Raw genomic sequence first — 18605 nt, 5'->3', positions numbered from 1 at the left:
GACGTCGATGCACGCACTGGAAGTCGTCACCCCCGTCGCCGCAACCGGGCTGTTCGCCTGGGCCTGGCTGATGATCGCGATCCCGGCCGCCAGCGCCGCCGTCCTGCTGCTGGTCGGCCGGGCGGGCAACGCCTGGGGGCACCTGCTGGGGACGGTGGCGCCGTTCGCCTCGTTCGTCGTCGGGCTGCTGCTGTTCGTCCAGCTGCTGGGCCGCGACGAGGCCGCGCGCTCGGTCGGGGTGCCGCTGTACGAGTGGTTCGGCAGCGGCCGCTGGAGCATCGGCGTCGGCCTGCTGGTCGACCAGCTCTCGATCGTCTTCGTGCTGCTGATCACCGGCGTCGGCGGGCTCATCCACGTCTACTCCATCGGCTACATGGCCCACGACGAGCGCCGGCGCCGGTTCTTCGGCTACCTCAACCTCTTCGTCGCCGCGATGCTGCTGCTGGTGCTGGCCGACAACTACCTCGTGCTGTTCGTCGGCTGGGAGGGCGTGGGCCTCGCGTCCTACCTGCTCATCGGCTTCTGGCAGCACAAGCCGTCGGCGGCGACGGCGGCCAAGAAGGCCTTCGTCGTCAACCGCGTCGGCGACATCGGCATGAGCCTGGCGATCATGTTCATGCTCTACCTCTTCGGCTCCTCGGCCTTCGTCGACGTGAACGAGGGCGCGGCCGCCATGCCGGCGCTGGTCGCGACGGTGCTCGGCCTGCTGCTGCTCCTCGGGGCCTGCGGCAAGTCGGCGCAGGTGCCGCTGCAGTCCTGGCTGCTCGACGCCATGGAGGGCCCCACCCCGGTGTCGGCCCTCATCCACGCGGCCACCATGGTCACGGCCGGCGTCTACCTGGTCACCCGCAGCCACGCCGTCTTCGCCGAGTCCGAGGCGGCCAGCACGGCCGTCGTCGTGGTCGGCACCGTGACGCTGCTCTTCGGCGCCTGGATCGGCTGCGCCAAGGACGACATCAAGAAGGTGCTGGCCGGCTCCACGATGAGCCAGATCGGCTACATGATGCTGGCCGCCGGCATCGGCCCGGCGGGCTACGCGTTCGCGATCTTCCACCTGCTGACCCACGGCTTCTTCAAGGCCAACATGTTCCTGGGCGCCGGCTCGGTCATGCACGGGATGGCCGACGACGTGAACATGCGCCACTACGGCGGGCTGGCCAAGCCCATGCGGATCACCTTCGTGACCTTCGCCGCCGGCTACCTCGCCATCATCGGCTTCCCGTTCTTCGCCGGGTACTACTCCAAGGACCACATCATCGAGGCCGCCTTCGAGCACAACGCGGTCATCGGCTCGCTGGCCCTGCTGGGTGCGGGCGTCACGGCGTTCTACATGACCCGGCTGATGCTCATGACCTTCTTCGGCGCGAAGCGCTGGGAGAACGGCGTGCACCCGCACGAGTCGCCGCTGGTGATGACGGTGCCGCTCGTCGTGCTCGGTGCCGCCTCCGTGGTCGGCGGCCTCCTGCTCAACGGCTGGATCGAGGGCTGGCTGCACCCGGCGACCGGCGGGGCACCCGAGGGCGCGCACGCGCCGACCGGGCTGTTCCACGTCTCCCTCGTCGGCGTGGTCACGCTGCTCGTGGTCGCGGCCGGGGTGGTGGTCAGCGTGCTGCTCTTCGGGCCGCGGCGGGCCATCCCGCGGGAGGCGCCGTCCAGCCGTTCCCCGCTCACGATCGCCGGCCGGCGCGACCTCTACGGCGACGCCGTCAACGAGGCCGTCTTCATGCGGCCCGGCCAGAAGATGACCGCCCTGCTGGCCCGCTTCGACCTCGGGGTCGTCGACGGGGTGGTCCGGGGGACCGGGCTGGCCCTGGCCGACTTCTCCAGCCGGCTCCGCCGCGTGCAGAACGGCTTCGTCCGCACCTACGCCCTGACCATGATGGCCGGCGCGGCCGTCGTCGGCGCCGTCCTCGTGCTCGGCCGGCTGGGCTGAGGGAGAGATCACCATGAACCTGCCCTGGCTCACCCTCCTCGCCGTGCTGCCCGCCCTCGGCGGTCTGGTCGCCGTGCTGGCCGGCGCCCGCGCGGCCAAGCAGGTCGCGCTCGTCGCGTCCCTGCTCACCCTCGTGCTCGCCCTCGTCATCGCCGCCCGCTACGAGCCGGGCGGCGGCATGCAGCTCACCGAGCAGGTGGCCTGGATCAAGCCGCTCGGCGCGTTCTACGCCCTCGGCCTGGACGGCATCGGGCTGACGCTGGTGCTGCTGGTCGTCATCGTCACCCCGGTCGTGGTGCTGGCCAGCTGGCGCGACTTCGACGACCCGGTCCGCGCCTTCCCCGGCATCACCGCCCCGCTGGCCCCGAAGTACGACGGCCGGGTGTTCTTCGCGCTGGTGCTGGCCGTCGAGACCTGCGCGCTGTTCCTGTTCCTGGCCACCGACGTCTTCCTGTTCTACGTCTTCTTCGAGGTCATCCTCATCCCGATGTACTTCCTCATCGGGGGGTTCGGACCGACGGCGAAGCGCTCGGCGGCCGCGGCGAAGTTCCTCATCTTCGGCCTGCTCGGCGGCTTCGTCATGCTGGCCTCGGTCATCGGGCTCTACGTGCTCTCCGCCGCCGACGGATCGCCGAGCTACCTGCTCAGCGACCTCACCCAGCTCGACATCGCCACCGGCACCGGCCGCTGGCTGTTCGTCGGGTTCATGTTCGCCTTCGCGATTAAGGCGCCGCTGGTGCCGCTGCACACCTGGCTGCCCGACGCGGCGGAGGAGTCCAGCCCGGGCGGCGCCACCATGATGGTCGGCGTCATGGACAAGATCGGCACCTTCGGGATGATCCGGTTCTGCCTCGGCCTGTTCCCCGAGGCCAGCCAGTGGGCCACCCCGGTGGTGCTGGCGCTGGCGACCCTGTCGATCCTCTACGGCGCCGTGCTGGCCATCGGCAGCCGCGACCTCATGCGCTTCATCGCCTACACCTCGATCAGCCACTTCGGCTTCATCGTGCTGGGCATCTTCGCGCTCACCACCCAGTCCCTGGCGGGCTCGACGCTCTACATGCTCAACCACGGGCTCTCGACGGCGGCGCTCTTCATCGCGGCGGGCTACCTCGTCCGCCGGGGCGGCTCCCGCGACATCCAGGCCTACGGCGGGGTGCAGAAGGTGGCGCCGGTGCTGGCCGGGCTGATGCTCTTCGCCGGCCTCTCGACGCTGTCGCTGCCGGGGCTGTCCAGCTTCGTCTCGGAGTTCATGGTGCTGGCCGGCACCTTCACCCGGTACCCGGGCGTCGCGATCGTGTCCACGCTGGCGATCGTCCTGGCGGCCCTCTACATCCTGATCATGTACCAGCGCACGATGACCGGGCCGCTGAACCCGCGGCTGGAGGCCGAGCCGGTCCGCGACCTGAGCGGCCGCGAACGGCTGGCGATGGCGCCGCTGGTGCTGCTGATCATCGTGCTCGGGGTCTTCCCGCGGCCGGTGCTCGACGCGATCAACCCGGCGGTCGAGGCGACCATGAGCCTCGTCGGCGTGAGCGACCCGCAGCCGCGGGTCACGGCAGAGGGAGGCCGCTGATGACCACGACCGCCGGGGCGCTGCTGGCGATCCCCGCCCCCGACCTGGACTACGGCCTGCTGATGCCGTTCATCCTCGTCTTCGCCGGGGCCTGCCTGGGCATCCTCGTCGAGGCCCTGGTGCCGCGGGCCCTGCGCCGCTCGGTGCAGCTGGTGCTCACCGTGCTGACCCTCGGCGCGGCCTTCACCGTCAACGCCCTCAACTGGGCCGCGGGCCGGGTGGCCGTCGCGGCCGAGGGCTCGCTGGCCGTCGACGGGCCCACCGCGTTCATGTGGGCCCTGCTGCTGGTGCTCGGCCTGGTCTCGATCCTCACCTTCGGCGAGCGGGCCGTCGGCAGCGCCTTCGCGGCCCAGGCCGCCACGGTGCCGGGCACGCAGGCCGAGCGGGAGGCCGTCGAGGCCCGGGTGGAGCACACCGAGGTCTTCCCGCTGGCGCTGTTCGCCCTGTCCGGGATGATGATGTTCCCCGCCTCGAACGACCTGCTGGCCATGTTCGTCGGCCTCGAGGTGCTGTCGCTGCCGCTCTACCTGCTGTGCGGGCTGGCCCGGCGCCGGCGGCTGCTCTCCCAGGAGGCGGCGCTCAAGTACTTCCTGCTGGGTGCGCTCTCCTCGGCGATCTTCCTCTACGGCGTGGCGCTGCTCTACGGCTACGCCGGCTCGTTCGAGCTGTCCGCCATCGACGCCGCGCTGAGCCTCGGCACCGGGAGCACCGGCCTGCTGCTGGCCGGGATGGGGCTGGTCGCCATCGGGCTGCTGTTCAAGTTCGGCGCGGTCCCGTTCCACTCCTGGACCCCCGACGTCTACGCCGGCGCCCCGACCCCGGTCACCGGGTTCATGGCCGCCTGCACGAAGATCGCGGCCATCGGGGCCCTGCTGCGGGTGTTCTACGTCGGCCTCGGCGCCGACCGCTGGGACTGGCAGCCGCTGATGTCGATCGTCGCGGTGGCCACCATGGCTCTCGGCTCGCTGCTGGCCATCACCCAGACCGACGTCAAGCGGATGCTGGCCTACTCCTCGATCGCGCACGCCGGTTTCATCATGACCGCGTTCGTCGGCGCCTCGCAGGCCGCGAACGGCGCCCCGGCCGGCTCGCTGACCAGCGTCTCCTCGATCCTGTTCTACCTCGTCGCCTACGGCGCGGCCACGATCGGCGCCTTCGCCGTCGTGACGATGGTCCGCGACAGCAGCGGGGAGGCGACCCTGCTCTCCAGCTGGGCCGGTCTCGGCCGGCGCTCGCCCCTCACCGCGGCCGTCTTCGCGCTGTTCCTGCTGAGCTTCGCCGGCATCCCGCTGACCAGCGGTTTCATCGGCAAGTGGGCCGTCTTCGCGGCGGCCTGGACCGGCGGGGCCCGCTGGCTGGTGGTGGTGGCCGTGGTCATCAGCGTCGTCGCCGCGTTCTTCTACATCCGCGTCGTCGTGCTGATGTTCTTCACCGACGCCGAGCCCGGACGGCCCGACGGCTCGGGCGTCCTCGTCGGCCGGCCGCAGGCGGTGACCCTGCTGGCGGTCGGCGTCGCGGTGGTCGCCACGGTCGCGCTGGGGGTGTTCCCGGGCCCGCTCCTGGACCTCGCGCAGCAGGCCGGCGAGTTCATCCGGTGAGTCCAGGGTCACCCCCGTGAGGGTCCGGTCCGTTGTCGGCGCCGGATAGGCTGGCCCCGCCAGTGGGCGTCCGCCGAAGGAGCGAAGTGCTAGCAGTGGGTACGCGGGACGACGTCTTCGAGATCGCCCTGCGCGGTCAGCTGGACGTCATCGAGGCGGCCCTGCTGGAGGCGGCCGAGGCCGAGACCCCCATGATCACCGAGGCGGCGCAGCACATCATCGCCGCCGGCGGGAAGCGTTTCCGCCCCCTGCTCGTCGCCCTCACCGCCCAGCTGGGTCCGGACGCGGTGGAGGAGGAGGTCGTCAAGGCGGCCGTCGTCGTCGAGCTCACCCACGTCGCCAGCCTGTACCACGACGACGTGATGGACGAGGCGCGGATGCGCCGCGGCTCGGTCAGCGCCAACTCCCGCTGGGGCAACACCGTCGCCATCCTGGTCGGCGACTTCCTCTTCGCCCGCGCCTCCGACCTGGTGTCCGAGCTCGGCCCCGAGTACGTCTCCATCCAGGCCCGCACCTTCGCCCGGCTGGTCCAGGGCCAGATCGCCGAGACCGTCGGCCCGCCCCCCGGTGTGGACCCGCTCGACCACTACCTCGGCGTGCTGGCCGGCAAGACCGGGGCGCTCATCGCCACCTCGGCGCTGTTCGGGGCCAAGCTGTCGGGCTGCTCGCCGGCGCTGCAGCAGCGCGTCGCCGAGTTCGGCGAGCAGATCGGGCTGGTGTTCCAGCTCAGCGACGACATCATCGACATCACCTCCGACGTCACCGGCAAGACGCCCGGCACCGACCTGCGCGAGGGCATCCCCACCTTGCCGACGCTGCTGGCCCGCCGCTCCGTCGACCCGGCCGACGCCCGGCTGCTGGAGCTGCTGGACTCCGACCTCAGCGACGACGCCGCCCTGGGCGAGGCGCTGGCCCTGCTCCGGGTGCACCCGGCCATCGAGCAGGCCCGCGCCGAGGTCGAGCGCCGCGCGGCGGTCGCCCGCGACCTGCTGGACGACCTGCCGCCGGGGCCCGCCCGGCTGGCGCTGGTCGCGCTGTGCGACTCCGTCGTCAGCCGCGCGGTCTGAGCCGCAGCCACCCCGCCCGGGGCCGCTGCGGCTCCTCCCGCGTCCTCACCAGATCTTGACGCGCTGGTCCTCCGGCATCCACAGCCCGTCGTCCTCGGTGACGCCGAACGCCGTGTGGAAGGCGTCGACGTTCTTGACGATCTGGTTGCAGCGGAACTCGTTGGGCGAGTGCGGGTCGGTGGCCAGCCGCTGCTGCACCGTCTCGGGCCGGGCCTTGGACTGCCAGATGGCGCCCCAGCTGAGGAACAGCCGCTGCTCGGGGGTGTAGCCGTCGACCGGCTCGGCGTCGGTGCCCTCGGTGGCGATCCGGTGCGCCAGGTGGGCGATGCTCAGCCCGCCGAGGTCGCCGATGTTCTCCCCGATGGTCAGCCGGCCGTTGACGTGCTGCCCGGCCCCGCCCTCGGGCGACAGGGCGTCGTACTGCTCGACGAGCGCCGCGGTCCGGGTCTCGAAGGCCTCCCGGTCCGCCGCCGTCCACCAGTCCCGCAGGGCGCCGTCGCCGTCGCAGGTCGAGCCCTGGTCGTCGAAGCCGTGGCCGATCTCGTGCCCGATGACCGCGCCGATGCCGCCGTAGTTCACGGCGTCGTCGGCGGTCTCGTTGAAGAACGGCGGCTGCAGGATGGCGGCCGGGAAGACGATCTCGTTCTTCAGCGGGTGGTAGTAGGCGTTGACCGTCTGCGGGGTCATCAGCCACTCCTCGCGGTCCACGGGTGCGCCGATCTTGGCCACCGAGCGGTCCACCTCGAAGGCGTGCGCCCGCATGACGTTGCCCAGCAGGTCGTCGCGCCGGACCTCCAGCGCCGAGTAGTCGCGCCACTTGGTCGGGTAGCCGATGTGCGGGCGGAACTTGGCGAGCTTGGTGAGCGCCTCCTCCTTGGTCGCCTCGGTCATCCACTCGAGCTCGGTGATCGAGCGGCGGTAGGCCTCGATGAGGTTGGCGACGAGGGTGTCCATCCGCTCCTTCGCCGTCGGCGAGAAGTGCCGCTCGACGTAGGCGCGGCCGACGGCCTCGCCCAGGGCGCCCTCGACCAGGGCGACGCCGCGCTTCCAGCGCTCCTTGATCTGCGGGGTGCCCGACAGCACGGTGCCGTAGAAGCGGAAACGCTCGTCGACGAAGGCGCTGGACAGGTAGGGCGACATCGAGGAGATGAGCTTCCAGCGCGCCCAGGCCCGCCAGGCCGGCAGCCGGTCCTCGGTGAGCAGGGCGGCGACCTCCGGGAAGAAGGACGGCTGGGCGACGACGACCTCCTGGGTCGCGGCCTCCGGGATGCCCGCCCCCTCGAGGAAGGTGCGCAGGTGCAGACCGGGCGCGTCGGCCAGGAACGTCTCCAGCGGGGTCAGGTTGTACATCAGCCGCAGGTCACGGGTCTTGACCTTGTCCCAGTGCGCGGCGGCGATGTCGGTCTCCAGCGCCATGACGTCGGCGGCCCGGGCCTCGGCGTCCTCGATCCCGGCCAGCGCCAGCGAGGCGGCGACGTGCGCCTGGTAGGCGGTGCGGATCTCCGCGTAGGTGTCGGCCCGGTAGTACTCCTCGTCGGGCAGGCCGAGGCCGGACTGCTCGACGAACATCACGTAGCGGGTCGGGTCGCCCGGGTCCGACTCGGCCTCGACGCCGACCAGGCCGGCGACGCCGCGGCGCGCGAACCCTCCGACCAGCCGGACGAGCTCCTCCGGGGTGGTGACGGCGTCGACCTCGGCCAGCGGTCCGGTCAGCGGGTCGGCGCCGGCGGCCTCGATGCTCTCGGTGTCCATGAAGCTGGCGAAGAGGTCGGCGACCTTGGCCTCGTCGCTGCCGGGTGCGCCGCCGTCGGAGCTGGTGATGATGTCGCGGACGGCGGCCTCGGCGCGGTCCCGCAGGTCGACGAAGGAGCCGACCAGCGGCTTGTCGTCGGGGATCTCGGTGCGGGCCGCCCAGCCGCCGTTCACGTGGCGGAACAGGTCGTCCTGGATCCGGACGGAGGTGTCGAAGTCGTCGAACTGGAAGGCAGGGGCAGGGGTGGTCTCGCTCACCCCGCCGAGCCTACGTCGCCCCCTCCCACCGGCCGCGGACGCGTCCCGACCGGTGCCGCGGGGCCCTGGACAACCGCACGGCGGGGGAGGACGCTGGAATTCACCCGGTGGTGAATTCAGGAGGTCGACGGTGCGGACGACGTGCGTGGTGGCCGGCGGGGGACCGGCGGGGATGGTGCTGGGGCTGCTGCTGGCCCGGGCCGGCGTGCGGGTGGTGGTGCTGGAGAAGCACGACGACTTCCTGCGGGACTTCCGCGGTGACACCGTGCACGCCTCGACGCTCCGGCTGCTCGACGAGCTGGGACTGGGGGAGCGGTTCGCGGCGCTGCCGCAGAGCCGGCTCCAGAACCTCGAGCTGCCCCAGCCCGACGGGAGCCGGCTCACCCTCGGCGACTTCTCCCGGCTGCGGCCGCCCTACGACCACGTTGCCATGGTCCCGCAGTGGGACCTGCTCGACCTGCTCGCCGACGCGGCCCGGCAGGAGCCGACCTTCACGCTGGCGATGGGCACCGCCGCCGTCGACCTGCTCCGCGACGGACGCCGGGTCGTCGGCGTCCGGACCCGCACCGCCGACGGCGTCGAGGACCAGGTGCGGGCCGACCTCGTCGTCGCCTGCGACGGCCGCGGCTCGGTCCTGCGCCGGGCGGCCGGGCTGGTCCCGCGCAGCTACCCGGTGCCGTTCGACACCTGGTGGTTCCGGCTCCCGCGGACCCCGGCCGAGCAGCGCGAGCAGGCCTCCCTGGTGCCCACCCTCGTCGGCCAGGAGATCCTGCTCAGCTTCCCCCGCACCGACTACTTCCAGGTGGCCTACTTCAACCGCAAGGGGATGGACGGCCAGCTGCGGGCCGAGGGGGTCGAGCGGCTCCGCGCCCGCGTCGCCCGGCTGCGGCCCGGCTTCGCCGACCGGCTCGACGCCCTGGCCTCCACCGACGACCTGCACCACCTCGACGTCCGGCTGGACCGGCTCCGCCGCTGGCACCGGCCCGGCCTGCTGCTGATCGGCGACGCCGCCCACGCGATGTCGCCCGCGGGCGGGGTGGGCATCAACCTCGCCGTGCAGGACGCCGTGGCCACCGCCACCCTGCTGGCCGGCCCGCTGCGCGAGCGCCGGGTGCAGGAGCACCACCTGGCCGCGGTGCAGCGGCGGCGGAGCGGGCCGACGGCGGTGGTCCAGCTGGCCCAGCGGGGGCTGCACCGGCTGCTCTTCCGGCCCGCGCTGGCCGGCCGGACCCCGCCGGCGCTGCGCGTCGTGTCGGCGCTCGCCCGCCGGGTGCCGGCGGTGACCGCGCTGCCGGCCCGGATGATCGCCTTCGGCCCGCGGCCCGAGCACGCCCCGGCGTTCGCCCGCCGGGGCGGCTGAGTGCCGCCCGCCGGCCGCCGGCCGGGCCCCAGCCGGACCCGCGAGGCCGTGCTGGTCGCCGCCCGGGAGGAGTTCGCCGCCCGCGGCTTCGACGCGGTGACGCTGCGCCGGGTGGCCGCCCGGGCCGGCGTCGACGCGGCCATGGTCACCCACCACTTCGGCTCCAAGGGCGGGCTGTTCCGCGCGGTGCTCGACGTCCGGCTCGACCCCGGCGCCGAGGTCGCCGCCGTGCTGCCCGGACCGCCCGACGCGCTCGCCGAGCGGCTGCTGACCCGGCTGCTCGTGCTGTGGGACGCCCCCGCCGGTGCCGCGACCCTGGCCGCGGTCCGGACCGCCCTGCAGGACGAGGAGGGCACCCGGCTGCTGCGCGAGCTGGTCACCCACCAGGTGCTCGGGCCCCTCGCCGACGCGCTCACCGGGCCCGCGGAGGAGCGGCGCTGGCGCGTCGACCTGGTGGCCAGCCAGGTCGTCGGGCTGCTGCTCACCCGGCACGTGCTGCGGCTGGAGCCGCTCGCCTCGGCGTCGCACGCGGACCTCGTCGCCGCGCTGGGCCCGACGCTGCAGCGCTACCTCACCGGACCGCTGCCGCCCGCTAGCGTGGGGGCCGGCGGTGGGCAGGGCTGAGGGTCGACGGGGAGGGGTGGCGCGGTGCTGGAGTGGGCGACGTTCGGGGCCGCCGCGCTGGCGGCGGTGGGCACGTTCCTCGGGCCGCTCGTGGCCTACCGCAGCGTCACCCGGACCGCCGCCGCCACCCGGCTGCAGGCCGACGTCGACCGCTACATCTCCCTGGCCCTGGAGCCCGACGCCGTCACCTGCCGGCTCGGGATCGCGCAGCTGCAGTACCTGCTGAACGCCGGCGACCTGTCGGAGGCCCAGCTGAACGCCGTCTCCGAGGCCATCACCGCCGGCCTGCGGCGGCTCCAGGAGGAGATGGAGGCCGACCCCGACGCGGTCGTCGCGCTGGAGGTCGGCGACGCCGACCTGGACCCGGCCGCCCTTGACGGACCGCGCGATACTGGGGGTGCCGGACGAGACGGAGGAGCACCCTGATGGCCAAGGTCGTGAAGGTGACGAGCGCCGACGTGCAGCGCGCCCGCCTGCTGGTCCGCGTCAACGACTCGCTGAAGCGGCCCACCCCGGCCGGCATCCGCAAGATCGCCGAGGTCCGGCCGGCCCGCTCGACGACCGGTCCCGCCGGTCCCGCGCTCGCCCAGCCCTGACCCGCTCCGCCCCTGCGCTCTGAGCCCGTCGAAGGGCCACGCCGCCCCCTGAGCCCAGGCCCCGCTCCCTGAGCCTGTCGAAGGGCTCCCGCCCGAGCCCAGGGCCGCCCCCGCGCCCTGAGCCGCCCCTGCGCCCTGAGCCCGTCGAAGGGCCGTCAGACCGGCTCGGGCACCAGCCGTCCGCGACGGTTCGCGTTGGCCCGGTGCAGCCCGTGGCCGCTCATCAGCATCAGCGCCACCCAGACCAGCCCGAACCCGACCCAGCGCCCGGTCGACATCTGCTCGCCGAAGTAGAGGACGCCCAGCAGGAACTGCAGCGTCGGCGCCAGGTACTGCAGCAGCCCCAGCGTGGTCAGCGGCAGCCGCGTGGCCGCGGAGGCGAAGAACAGCAGCGGCACCACCGTGACGACGCCGGTGGCCACCAGCAGCAGGCTGTGCGCCCAGCCGAGGGAGACGAACGTGCTGCCGCCGGCCACCTGCAGGTAGACGAGGTAGCCGAGCGCCACCGGGGTGAGCAGGGCCGACTCGACGGTCAGGGTCTCCACCGCGCCGCCGTTGACCTGCTTCTTCATCACCCCGTAGGTCGCGAAGCTGGCCGCCAGCACCAGCGAGATCCAGGGCAGCCGGCCGTACTCCACCGTCAGCACGACGACGGCGAGGGCGGCGAGCCCGACGCTCACCCACTGCAGCGGCGCCATCCGCTCGCCGAGGACGACGACGCCGACGAGGATCGAGAGGATCGGGTTGATGTAGTAGCCCAGCGACGTCTCGAGCACGTGGCCGTGGTTGACCGCCCAGATGTAGAGGCCCCAGTTCACCGAGACGACGGCGGCCGCCAGCCCCAGCATGAGCAGCGTCCGACGGTTCGCCATCCTCCGAAACCAGCCGCGCGGCAGCAGCACCAGCGCCAGCACGGCGGAGATGACGAGGGACCAGACGACCCGGTGCGCGAGCAGCTCCAGCGAGCCCGCCCGGGCGACCAGCGGCCAGAACAGCGGCACCGCGCCCCAGAGCCCGTAGGCCCCGAGCCCGTAGAGGATGCCTCGACGCTGACGGTCCTGCTCGCTCACCGGTGGCCCTCTCTCGTGCGGGGCGTTCGCCCCGGAGAGATTAGCCGATCGAAGCAGTCGCGCCTCCCTAGGATCGGAGCATGACCAGCACCCCGACGGGCACCGACCCGGGCGGTTCCCGCACCTCCACCCCGACCGCCGCGGGGGACACCCGCGGCGGCATCGAGGTCAACGGCCTCAACACCATCGACGAGAGCGAGCGCCGGGGCACCGCGCGCGACCTCTTCTGGCCCTGGTTCGGGGCCAACGTCTCGGTCTTCGGCATCAGCTACGGCTCGTTCCTGCTCGGCTTCGGCGTCTCGTTCGCGCAGGCGACCGTCATCGCGGTGGTCGGGGTCGCCATCTCCTTCCTGCTCTGCGGCTTCGTCGCCCTGGCGGGCAAGCGCGGCTCCGCCCCCACCATGGTGCTGAGCCGGGCGGCCTTCGGGGTGCGCGGCAACCGGCTGCCGTCGCTGCTCTCCTGGGTGCTGACGGTGGGCTGGGAGACGGTGCTCACCTCGCTCGCCGTGCTCAGCACCGCCACGGTGCTCGACCGGCTGGGGGCCGGCGGCGGGACGGGGACCAAGGTCGTCGCCCTCGTCGTGGTGGCCGCCCTCGTCGTCGCGGCCGGCGTCGCCGGGTTCAGCGCGATCATGCGCCTGCAGCGCTGGATCACGGTCATCACCGGCGTGCTGACCGTCGCCTACGTCCTGCTGGTGCTGGACGACATCGACCTGGGCGCGGTCGCCGCCCTCCCGGCGGGCTCGGCCGCGGCCGTCGTCGGCGCGCTCGTGTTCATGATGACCGGCTTCGGGCTGGGCTGGGTGAACGCCGCCGCCGACTACTCGCGCTACCTGCCGCGCAGCACGCCGGGCGCCGGGGTGACGCTGTGGACGACGCTCGGCGGCTCCCTCGCGCCGGCCCTGCTCGTCTTCTTCGGCGTCCTGCTGGCCGGCTCGTCGCCCGCCCTCGCCGACAGCATCGGGGACGACCCCATCGGCGCCCTCACGACCCTGCTGCCCACCTGGTTCCTCATCCCCTTCGCCCTCGTCGCGGTGCTGGGCCTGGTCGGCGGGGCCGTGCTCGACATCTACTCCTCCGGGCTGGCCCTGCTGAGCGCCGGCGTGCGCATCCCGCGGCCCGTCGCCGCGGGCGTCGACGGCGTGCTGATGGTCCTCGGCTCCATCTACGTCGTCTTCTCCGGCGGCAGCTTCCTCTACACCTTCCAGGGCTTCCTCATCACCCTCGGCGTCCCGGTGGCCGCATGGTGCGGGGTCATGCTGGCCGACGTGGCGCTGCGCCGGCGGGACTACGACGAGCCGGCCCTCTACGACGTCCGCGGCCGCTACGGCGACGTCCGGCTCGTGCCCGTCGTGCTGCTGGTCGTCGCCACCGTGCTGGGCTGGGGGCTGGTGACCAACACCTACGCCGGCTGGCTGGGCTGGCAGGGCTACCTGCTGGGCCCGCTGGGCGGCCGCGAGGGGGCCTGGGCCTTCGCGAACCTCGGCGTGCTGCTGGCGCTGGTGATCGGCTTCGTCGGCACGCTCGCGCTCACCGCGGGCGCCGTCCGCCGGCAGGAGGACCGGTGACCGCCGGCGACGCCTGGCTGGTGGGGATCGACCTCCAGCACGTCTTCGGCGACCCGGCCAGCCCGTGGGCCTCGGCCCAGTACCCGCGCGCCGTCGTCGGCACCCAGCGGCTGCTGCCGGCCTTCGCGGGTCGGACGGTGCTCACCCGCTTCGTCGCGCCCGCCGAGCCGTCCGGCGCCTGGGTGCCCTACTACGCCGACTGGCCCTTCGCCCTGGTGCCCGACGACGACCCGCTCTACGCGCTGGCGCCCGAGCTGGGCGGCGCGGGCCTGCCCGTCGTCACCGCCCCGACGTTCGGCAAGTGGGGTCCCGACCTGGCGGCCGCCGTGCAGGGCGCCGGCACGATCGTGCTGACCGGGGTGTCCACCGACTGCTGCGTGCTCTCGACGGCGCTGGCCGCCGCCGACGCCGGGGTGGCCGTCCGGGTGGTGGCCGACGCGTGCGCCGGGGCCAGCGAGGCCGATCACCAGCGGGCGCTGGACGCGATGGCCCTCTACGCGCCGCTCATCAGCCTGACCACGGTCGCCGAGGTCCTCGGGTGAGCGGCCGCGGGGTGCTGGTCACCGGCTCGTCGCGCGGGGTCGGCGCCGCCACCGCACGCGCCTTCGCCGCCCGCGGCGACCGCGTCGTCGTGCACTACCGGACGGCGGAGGACCCTGCCCGGGCGCTGCTGGCGTCGCTGCCGGGGGAGGGCCACGCCCTGGTCCGGGCCGACGTCGCCGACCCTGCGGAGGTCCAGCGGCTGGCCGCCGAGGCCGTCGAGGCGCTGGGCCGGGTCGACGTCCTGGTCAACAACGCGGCCCTGTTCCTCGACCCGGCCGCCGAGGGCGGCGGCCGCGGCGACCACCGCGTGACCGACGTCGACTACGACGCCTGGGTCCGGGCCTGGCAGGTCACCCTGGCGACGAACCTGCTGGGGGCGGCCAACCTCACCTGGTGCGTCGCCCGGCACATGGTCGAAGTCGCCCCGGCCGCGGGCTCCCCGCGCGGCCGGATCGTCAACGTCGGGTCCCGCGGCGCCTACCGGGGCGAGCCCGACGTCCCGGCCTACGGGGCCAGCAAGGCCGGGCTGCACGCCTTCGGCCAGTCGATGGCCGTCGCCCTGGCGCCGGAGGGCATCTCCGTGGTCAGCCTGGCGCCCGGCTTCATCGCCACCGACATGGCCGCCGCCCTGCTCGACGCCCCCGCGGGCGACGCGATCCGGGCCCAGAGCCCCTTCAACCGGGTCGCGGACCCCGACGAGGTCGCCCGGGCCGTCGTCGCCCTGGCCGACCCGGGCGCCGAGTGGGCGTCCGGCGCCGTCGTCGACTTCAACGGGGCGAGCCACCTGCGCTGAGGCGCTCCCGCATCCCGGTCCCGCTCCTGCACCCCGGCGTCGGGGTGCGGCGCGGAGGCCGGGGTGCAAGGGGCCGGGGTGCGACGTGCCCGTCCGCTCCCCGCGCACTCCTGCCAGACTCGCCGACAGCCTGGTCCACCACCCCCGAGGAGATCCGCGTGAACATCCCGCCCGAGACCGCCGTCCGGGTCGACCCCGCGGCGCTGGAGCGCTTCGCCGCCGCGCTGGGCGAGGCGGCCGGGATGCCGCCCGCGCGGGCGGGCCTGCTGGCCGAGCTGCTCACGGCCAACGACCGGCGCGGGGTGTGGAGCCACGGCACCCAGCAGCTCGCGACCTACGTCCGGCTGGTCCGCGACGGGTCCCTGAACCCCGCCCCGGAGCCGGCGGTCGTCCGCGAGACGGCGAACAGCCTCCTGGTGGACGGCGACGGCGGGCTCGGCTACTTCGCCGCCGCCGAGGGCACCGCGCGGCTGCTGGACAAGGTCGCCGACGCCGACGTGGCCGTCCTGGTCACCCGCCAGCACGGGCACTTCGGGGCGGCCGGGCTCTACGCGCGGATGACGCTGGGGCACGACGTGCTGTGCTTCGTCACCTCCGGCCACCAGCTGGCCCTGCAGCCGGGTGAGCCCGTCTACTCCGCCGCGGGCGGCTCGCCCATGGCGTTCACCGCGCCGACGGCGGAGGAGGACCCGCTGGTCCTCGACTTCGGGGCGATGCACGACCTCTACGCCGACTCCCCGCACCGCGACGAGATCGCGGCCCTCGCGCCCGGGCTGGTGCACCGGGCCATCGGGATGGGGGCGGTCTGCCAGGCCTGGGGCGGGCTGCTGGCCGGTGTCCCGCTCGACCCCGCCCGGGCGGTCCGGCGCTGGCCGGGGGCCAACCAGGGCTCGATGGTCGTCGTCGTCAAGATCGCGCTGTTCGCCCCGCCGGAGCAGTTCCGGGCCGAGATGGACGCCTACGTCCGCGCCGTCCGGGAGCTCCGGCCCTTCGTGGCCGGCCAGCCGACCTACCTGCCGGGCGGCGTCGAGGCCGAGCGCGAGCGCGCGGCCCGCGCGGACGGCGTCGGGCTGGGCGAGGAGCACCGTGCGCTGCTCGGGGCCGCGGCGGCCGAGCTCGGGGTCCCGGTCCCCTGGTGAGCGCGGGTCGGGCCCGGGCCGAGGACGGTGCCGAGCTCGTCTGGTGGTCGACCGGGAGCGGGGAGCCGCTGCTGCTGGTGGCCGGGCAGGCCGTCGGGCACCGCAGCTGGGACCCGGTGCTGCCCGCCCTCGCCGCCCACCACCGCGTGCTGACGTTCGACCACCGGGGGATCGGCCGCTCCACGACCGGCTCGACCGGGCGCCCGACCACCCGCGACCTGGCCCGGGACGCCGTCGCCGTGCTGGACGCCGCGGGGGTGGGGCGGGCGCACGTGCTCGGCCACTCGATGGGCGGCCGGGTGGCGCAGTGGCTGGCGGTGGACCACCCGGAGCGGGTCGGCGCCCTGGTGCTCGCGGCCACGAGCGGGGGCGACGCGCGCACCGCGCCCCGGCCGGCCGACGTGACGCGGGCCCTGCTCAGCGGGGACCCGGCCCGGGTGGCACCGCTGTTCTTCACCGACGCCTTCGCGGCCTCGCACCCGGCGGAGGCGGCGGGTGTCTTCACCGCCGGCGGGGACCGCGCCGCGCGGCTGCTGCACGCGCGGGCCAGCCGCGGCCACGACGCCTGGGACGTGCTGGGCCGGGTGGTCGCCCCGACGCTGGTGCAGCACGGCGCGGACGACCCGGTCACCGCGGTCGAGCACGCGGAGCTGCTGGCGGCGGCGGTCCCGGGGGCGGTGCTGGACGTCCGGCCCGGGTTGCGGCACGGGTACCACGTCGAGTCCGCCGACGCCGTCGACGCGGTGCTCGGCTTCCTGGCCGAGCACCCGCTGACGACCGGGGTCAGCGACCCCCGCTGACCCCCTGCGGGCCCTTGAAGCCGAGCTCCTCGGGGCCGCTGTCGGCGGTGACGGCCTCGTCGGCGTCGTCCTCGCTCATCTCCAGGCCGGCGACGGGGTTGCCGTCGGCGGTGCCGTCGAGGACGGGCTCGGGGAGCTCGCCGGCGTCCGGGCCCTGACGGGGCGGGGCGCCGCCGTCGCTGGCGCGGGCCACGGGGCTGGCGTGGGTGGCCGCGGCGGCGCGGGACTCCCGGTTGTTGCGGACGTCGACGGTCTCGAGCGGCTCATCAGGCATGGCCCGACCCTACGTGCCGGTGCCGCCGCAGCCGTCATCGTGCGCAGCCGTCATCGTGCGACGGCGGCCCTGACCGGGTCCTACTCCTCGGAGCTGGCCTCCACCGCCGCGGCCGCCGCGCCGGGGTCGACCTCGCGGCCCGCGACGGGGTTGCCGGCGGCGGTGCCCTCCGGCACCGGGGCCGGGGAGGAGCCGGACGAGGCCGGGTGACCCGCGTCGTCGGCGTCCTGCTCCCGGGCGATCCCGCTGCTGCGCCGGGCGGCGGCCTGCGCCAGCGCCGGGTCGTCGCGGCCGTCCACGTCCTGCTGCTCTCCAGCCATGGGTCCCAGCGTAGGAAGCCCTGCCGGCGACCTGTCGCCGGGTCCGCCGGCCTCAGCGGGTGACGTAGCCCCGGCTGCGGATGACGAGCAGGCCGAGGATCGACACCACCGCGACGGCCATGAAGTAGTAGCTGGGCGACAGCAGGCTGCCGCTGGCGCTGATCAGCCAGGTGAGCACGATCGGGGCGAACCCGCCGAACAGGGTGACGCCCAGGTTGTAGGAGATCGACAGCCCCGTCGTCCGGATCGCCGTCGGGTACATGAAGGACAGCAGCGCCGGCAGCGGCCCGAAGTAGAAGGCCATCTGGATCCCCAGCACCACCTGGACCAGGGTGAGCACCAGCACCGAGGGGTTGGCCACCAGGACGAGGAACAGCGGCAGCGCCAGCACCAGCGAGACGAGCGCGGCGGGCAGCATGATCCGCAGCGGGCCCACCCGGTCGGCCAGCCGTCCGACGAACGGCACGCCGACGAAGCTGACGAGGCCGCTGATGATGCCGCCGAGGAACCCGGCGTAGCGGGGCAGCTCGAGGTTGCTCACCGCGAAGGTCGGCATGTAGAGGATGAGGTAGACCGAGATGGAGGCCAGCCCGACGGCGGCCGCGGCGCTCAGCACCCGGCCGGTGTGGTCGACGAGGGTGCGCACCACCGGCGACGTCACTTTCTCGCTGGCCGCGAACTCCGGCGTCTCGTCCATCTTGAGCCGGATGTAGAGCCCGACCGGGCCCACCAGCAGGCCGAAGAGGAACGGGATCCGCCAGCCCCAGGCGTCGAGCTGGGCGGTGGTGAGGAAGTAGTTGAGCCCGAAGCCGAACGACGACGCCAGCAGCATGGCCAGCCCCTGGGTGGCCACCTGCCAGGACGCGTAGAACGCCTTGCGGTGGGGCGCGTTCTCCACCAGGAAGGTGGTGGCGGTGCCGAACTCGCCGCCGGCCGAGAAGCCCTGCAGCAGCCGGGAGAGCAGGATGACCAGCCCGGCGCCGGCGCCGATCGTCGCGGCCGTCGGGGCGAAGGCCATGATCGCGGTGCCGACGGTCATGATCGCGATGGTCAGCGTCAGCGCGGCCTTGCGGCCCGACCGGTCGGCGTAGGAGCCCAGCACGAGGGCGCCGAGGGGCCGGATCAGGTAGGACGTCGCGAAGGCGCCGAAGGTGAACAGCAGCCCGGTCACGCCGCCCGCCTCGGGGAAGAACAGCCGGCTGATCACGACGGCGAACGAGGCGTAGACGATGATGTCGAACCACTCCAGGGCGTTCCCCATGGAGGAGGCGACGACGGCCCGGCGGGTGGTGCTGCGCTGCTGCGGGGTCAGCGTGGTGGCGGTCTGGCTCATGGGG

Annotated in this window: 18 protein-coding genes; 13 read left to right on the top strand and 5 right to left on the bottom strand. The window is 74.0% G+C overall.

All coding sequences use genetic code 11. The features are described 5' to 3' along the window. Positions 1–7: 7 nt before the first annotated feature. The 4 genes from nuoL (at position 8) to JOF54_RS07940 (ending at position 6171) form a co-directional block, all read left to right on the top strand. Positions 8–1933, top strand: coding sequence for an NADH-quinone oxidoreductase subunit L (gene nuoL, locus JOF54_RS07955; RefSeq protein WP_210054544.1), 1926 nt, complete (start codon positions 8–10; stop codon positions 1931–1933). A 13-nt stretch (positions 1934–1946) separates the two neighbouring features. Continuing rightward, positions 1947–3506 carry an NADH-quinone oxidoreductase subunit M gene (locus tag JOF54_RS07950; RefSeq protein WP_210054542.1) on the top strand — a complete coding sequence of 520 codons (1560 nt, stop codon included), beginning with the start codon at positions 1947–1949 and terminating at the stop codon, positions 3504–3506. Beyond that, a complete protein-coding gene (gene nuoN, locus JOF54_RS07945; RefSeq protein WP_210054540.1) occupies positions 3506–5104 on the top strand; it encodes an NADH-quinone oxidoreductase subunit NuoN in 1599 nt (532 codons plus the stop codon). The genes JOF54_RS07950 and nuoN overlap by 1 nt, the downstream gene beginning before the upstream one ends. Before the next feature lie 95 nt (positions 5105–5199). Then, complete coding sequence (locus tag JOF54_RS07940; RefSeq protein WP_307804463.1) at positions 5200–6171, top strand: polyprenyl synthetase family protein; 972 nt, start codon at positions 5200–5202, stop codon at positions 6169–6171. A gap of 45 nt (positions 6172–6216) precedes the next feature. Here the strand turns inward: JOF54_RS07940 and JOF54_RS07935 are convergent, their stop codons facing one another. After that, positions 6217–8181: a M13 family metallopeptidase gene (locus JOF54_RS07935; protein ID WP_210054538.1), complete on the bottom strand. Its 1965-nt coding sequence runs from the start codon at positions 8179–8181 to the stop codon at positions 6217–6219. Positions 8182–8311: 130 nt separating this feature from the next. On the opposite strand from JOF54_RS07935, the gene JOF54_RS07930 reads away from it, so the two are divergent. The 4 genes from JOF54_RS07930 to JOF54_RS07915 are packed head-to-tail and all read left to right on the top strand — an operon-like array spanning position 8312 to position 10761. Continuing rightward, entirely contained in the window at positions 8312–9541 is a 1230-nt protein-coding gene (locus tag JOF54_RS07930) for an FAD-dependent oxidoreductase (protein WP_307803957.1), read from the top strand. After that, positions 9542–10165, top strand: a complete 624-nt coding sequence (locus JOF54_RS07925; protein WP_210054536.1) for a TetR/AcrR family transcriptional regulator — start codon at positions 9542–9544, stop codon at positions 10163–10165. A gap of 24 nt (positions 10166–10189) precedes the next feature. Continuing rightward, positions 10190–10591 carry a hypothetical protein gene (locus tag JOF54_RS07920; RefSeq protein ID WP_210054534.1) on the top strand — a complete coding sequence of 134 codons (402 nt, stop codon included), beginning with the start codon at positions 10190–10192 and terminating at the stop codon, positions 10589–10591. Then, positions 10591–10761, top strand: a complete 171-nt coding sequence (locus tag JOF54_RS07915; protein WP_210054531.1) for a hypothetical protein — start codon at positions 10591–10593, stop codon at positions 10759–10761. Before JOF54_RS07920 ends, JOF54_RS07915 begins: the two co-directional genes overlap by 1 nt. Positions 10762–10916: 155 nt before the next feature. Here the strand turns inward: JOF54_RS07915 and rarD are convergent, their stop codons facing one another. Continuing rightward, on the bottom strand, positions 10917–11831 hold the full coding sequence (gene rarD, locus JOF54_RS07910) for an EamA family transporter RarD (RefSeq protein ID WP_210054527.1): 915 nt from the start codon (positions 11829–11831) through the stop codon (positions 10917–10919). A gap of 80 nt (positions 11832–11911) precedes the next feature. On the opposite strand from rarD, the gene JOF54_RS07905 reads away from it, so the two are divergent. The 5 genes from JOF54_RS07905 (at position 11912) to JOF54_RS07885 (ending at position 16674) form a co-directional block, all read left to right on the top strand. After that, positions 11912–13399, top strand: coding sequence for a purine-cytosine permease family protein (locus JOF54_RS07905; protein WP_210054524.1), 1488 nt, complete (start codon positions 11912–11914; stop codon positions 13397–13399). Then, positions 13396–13941 carry a cysteine hydrolase family protein gene (locus JOF54_RS07900; RefSeq protein ID WP_307803956.1) on the top strand — a complete coding sequence of 182 codons (546 nt, stop codon included), beginning with the start codon at positions 13396–13398 and terminating at the stop codon, positions 13939–13941. The genes JOF54_RS07905 and JOF54_RS07900 overlap by 4 nt, the downstream gene beginning before the upstream one ends. Next, positions 13938–14735, top strand: a complete 798-nt coding sequence (locus JOF54_RS07895) for an SDR family NAD(P)-dependent oxidoreductase (protein ID WP_307803955.1) — start codon at positions 13938–13940, stop codon at positions 14733–14735. Before JOF54_RS07900 ends, JOF54_RS07895 begins: the two co-directional genes overlap by 4 nt. 158 nt (positions 14736–14893) lie before the next feature. After that, positions 14894–15874, top strand: a complete 981-nt coding sequence (locus JOF54_RS07890; RefSeq protein WP_210054522.1) for an Ldh family oxidoreductase — start codon at positions 14894–14896, stop codon at positions 15872–15874. Next, positions 15871–16674, top strand: coding sequence for an alpha/beta fold hydrolase (locus tag JOF54_RS07885; protein WP_210054520.1), 804 nt, complete (start codon positions 15871–15873; stop codon positions 16672–16674). Before JOF54_RS07890 ends, JOF54_RS07885 begins: the two co-directional genes overlap by 4 nt. Here JOF54_RS07885 and JOF54_RS07880 read toward each other — a convergent pair. The 3 genes from JOF54_RS07880 to JOF54_RS07870 form a co-directional block, all read right to left on the bottom strand. Next, positions 16658–16948, bottom strand: coding sequence for a hypothetical protein (locus tag JOF54_RS07880; protein WP_210054518.1), 291 nt, complete (start codon positions 16946–16948; stop codon positions 16658–16660). The two genes, JOF54_RS07885 and JOF54_RS07880, sit on opposite strands and share 17 nt — an antisense overlap. An 80-nt stretch (positions 16949–17028) precedes the next feature. Beyond that, positions 17029–17268 carry a hypothetical protein gene (locus tag JOF54_RS07875; RefSeq protein ID WP_210054516.1) on the bottom strand — a complete coding sequence of 80 codons (240 nt, stop codon included), beginning with the start codon at positions 17266–17268 and terminating at the stop codon, positions 17029–17031. Positions 17269–17320: 52 nt separating this feature from the next. Next, a complete protein-coding gene (locus JOF54_RS07870) occupies positions 17321–18601 on the bottom strand; it encodes an MFS transporter (RefSeq protein WP_210054514.1) in 1281 nt (426 codons plus the stop codon). Between the last annotated feature and the right edge of the window lie 4 nt (positions 18602–18605).

The sequence above is a fragment of the Microlunatus capsulatus genome (assembly GCF_017876495.1).
GTDB classification, from domain to species: domain Bacteria; phylum Actinomycetota; class Actinomycetes; order Propionibacteriales; family Propionibacteriaceae; genus Microlunatus; species Microlunatus capsulatus.
This window is presented reverse-complemented; position numbering and strand designations above follow the sequence as displayed.

Bases quoted from the DNA above. Each gene is read 5' to 3' on its own strand.
- nuoL (WP_210054544.1), top strand. From the start codon at position 8: ATGCACGCACTGGAAGTCGTCACCCCCGTCGCCGCAACCGGGCTGTTC.
- JOF54_RS07950 (WP_210054542.1), top strand. From the start codon at position 1,947: ATGAACCTGCCCTGGCTCACCCTCCTCGCCGTGCTGCCCGCCCTCGGC.
- nuoN (WP_210054540.1), top strand. From the start codon at position 3,506: ATGACCACGACCGCCGGGGCGCTGCTGGCGATCCCCGCCCCCGACCTG.
- JOF54_RS07915 (WP_210054531.1), top strand. From the start codon at position 10,591: ATGGCCAAGGTCGTGAAGGTGACGAGCGCCGACGTGCAGCGCGCCCGC.
- JOF54_RS07905 (WP_210054524.1), top strand. From the start codon at position 11,912: ATGACCAGCACCCCGACGGGCACCGACCCGGGCGGTTCCCGCACCTCC.
- JOF54_RS07880 (WP_210054518.1), bottom strand. From the start codon at position 16,948: ATGCCTGATGAGCCGCTCGAGACCGTCGACGTCCGCAACAACCGGGAG.
- JOF54_RS07875 (WP_210054516.1), bottom strand. From the start codon at position 17,268: ATGGCTGGAGAGCAGCAGGACGTGGACGGCCGCGACGACCCGGCGCTG.
- JOF54_RS07870 (WP_210054514.1), bottom strand. From the start codon at position 18,601: ATGAGCCAGACCGCCACCACGCTGACCCCGCAGCAGCGCAGCACCACC.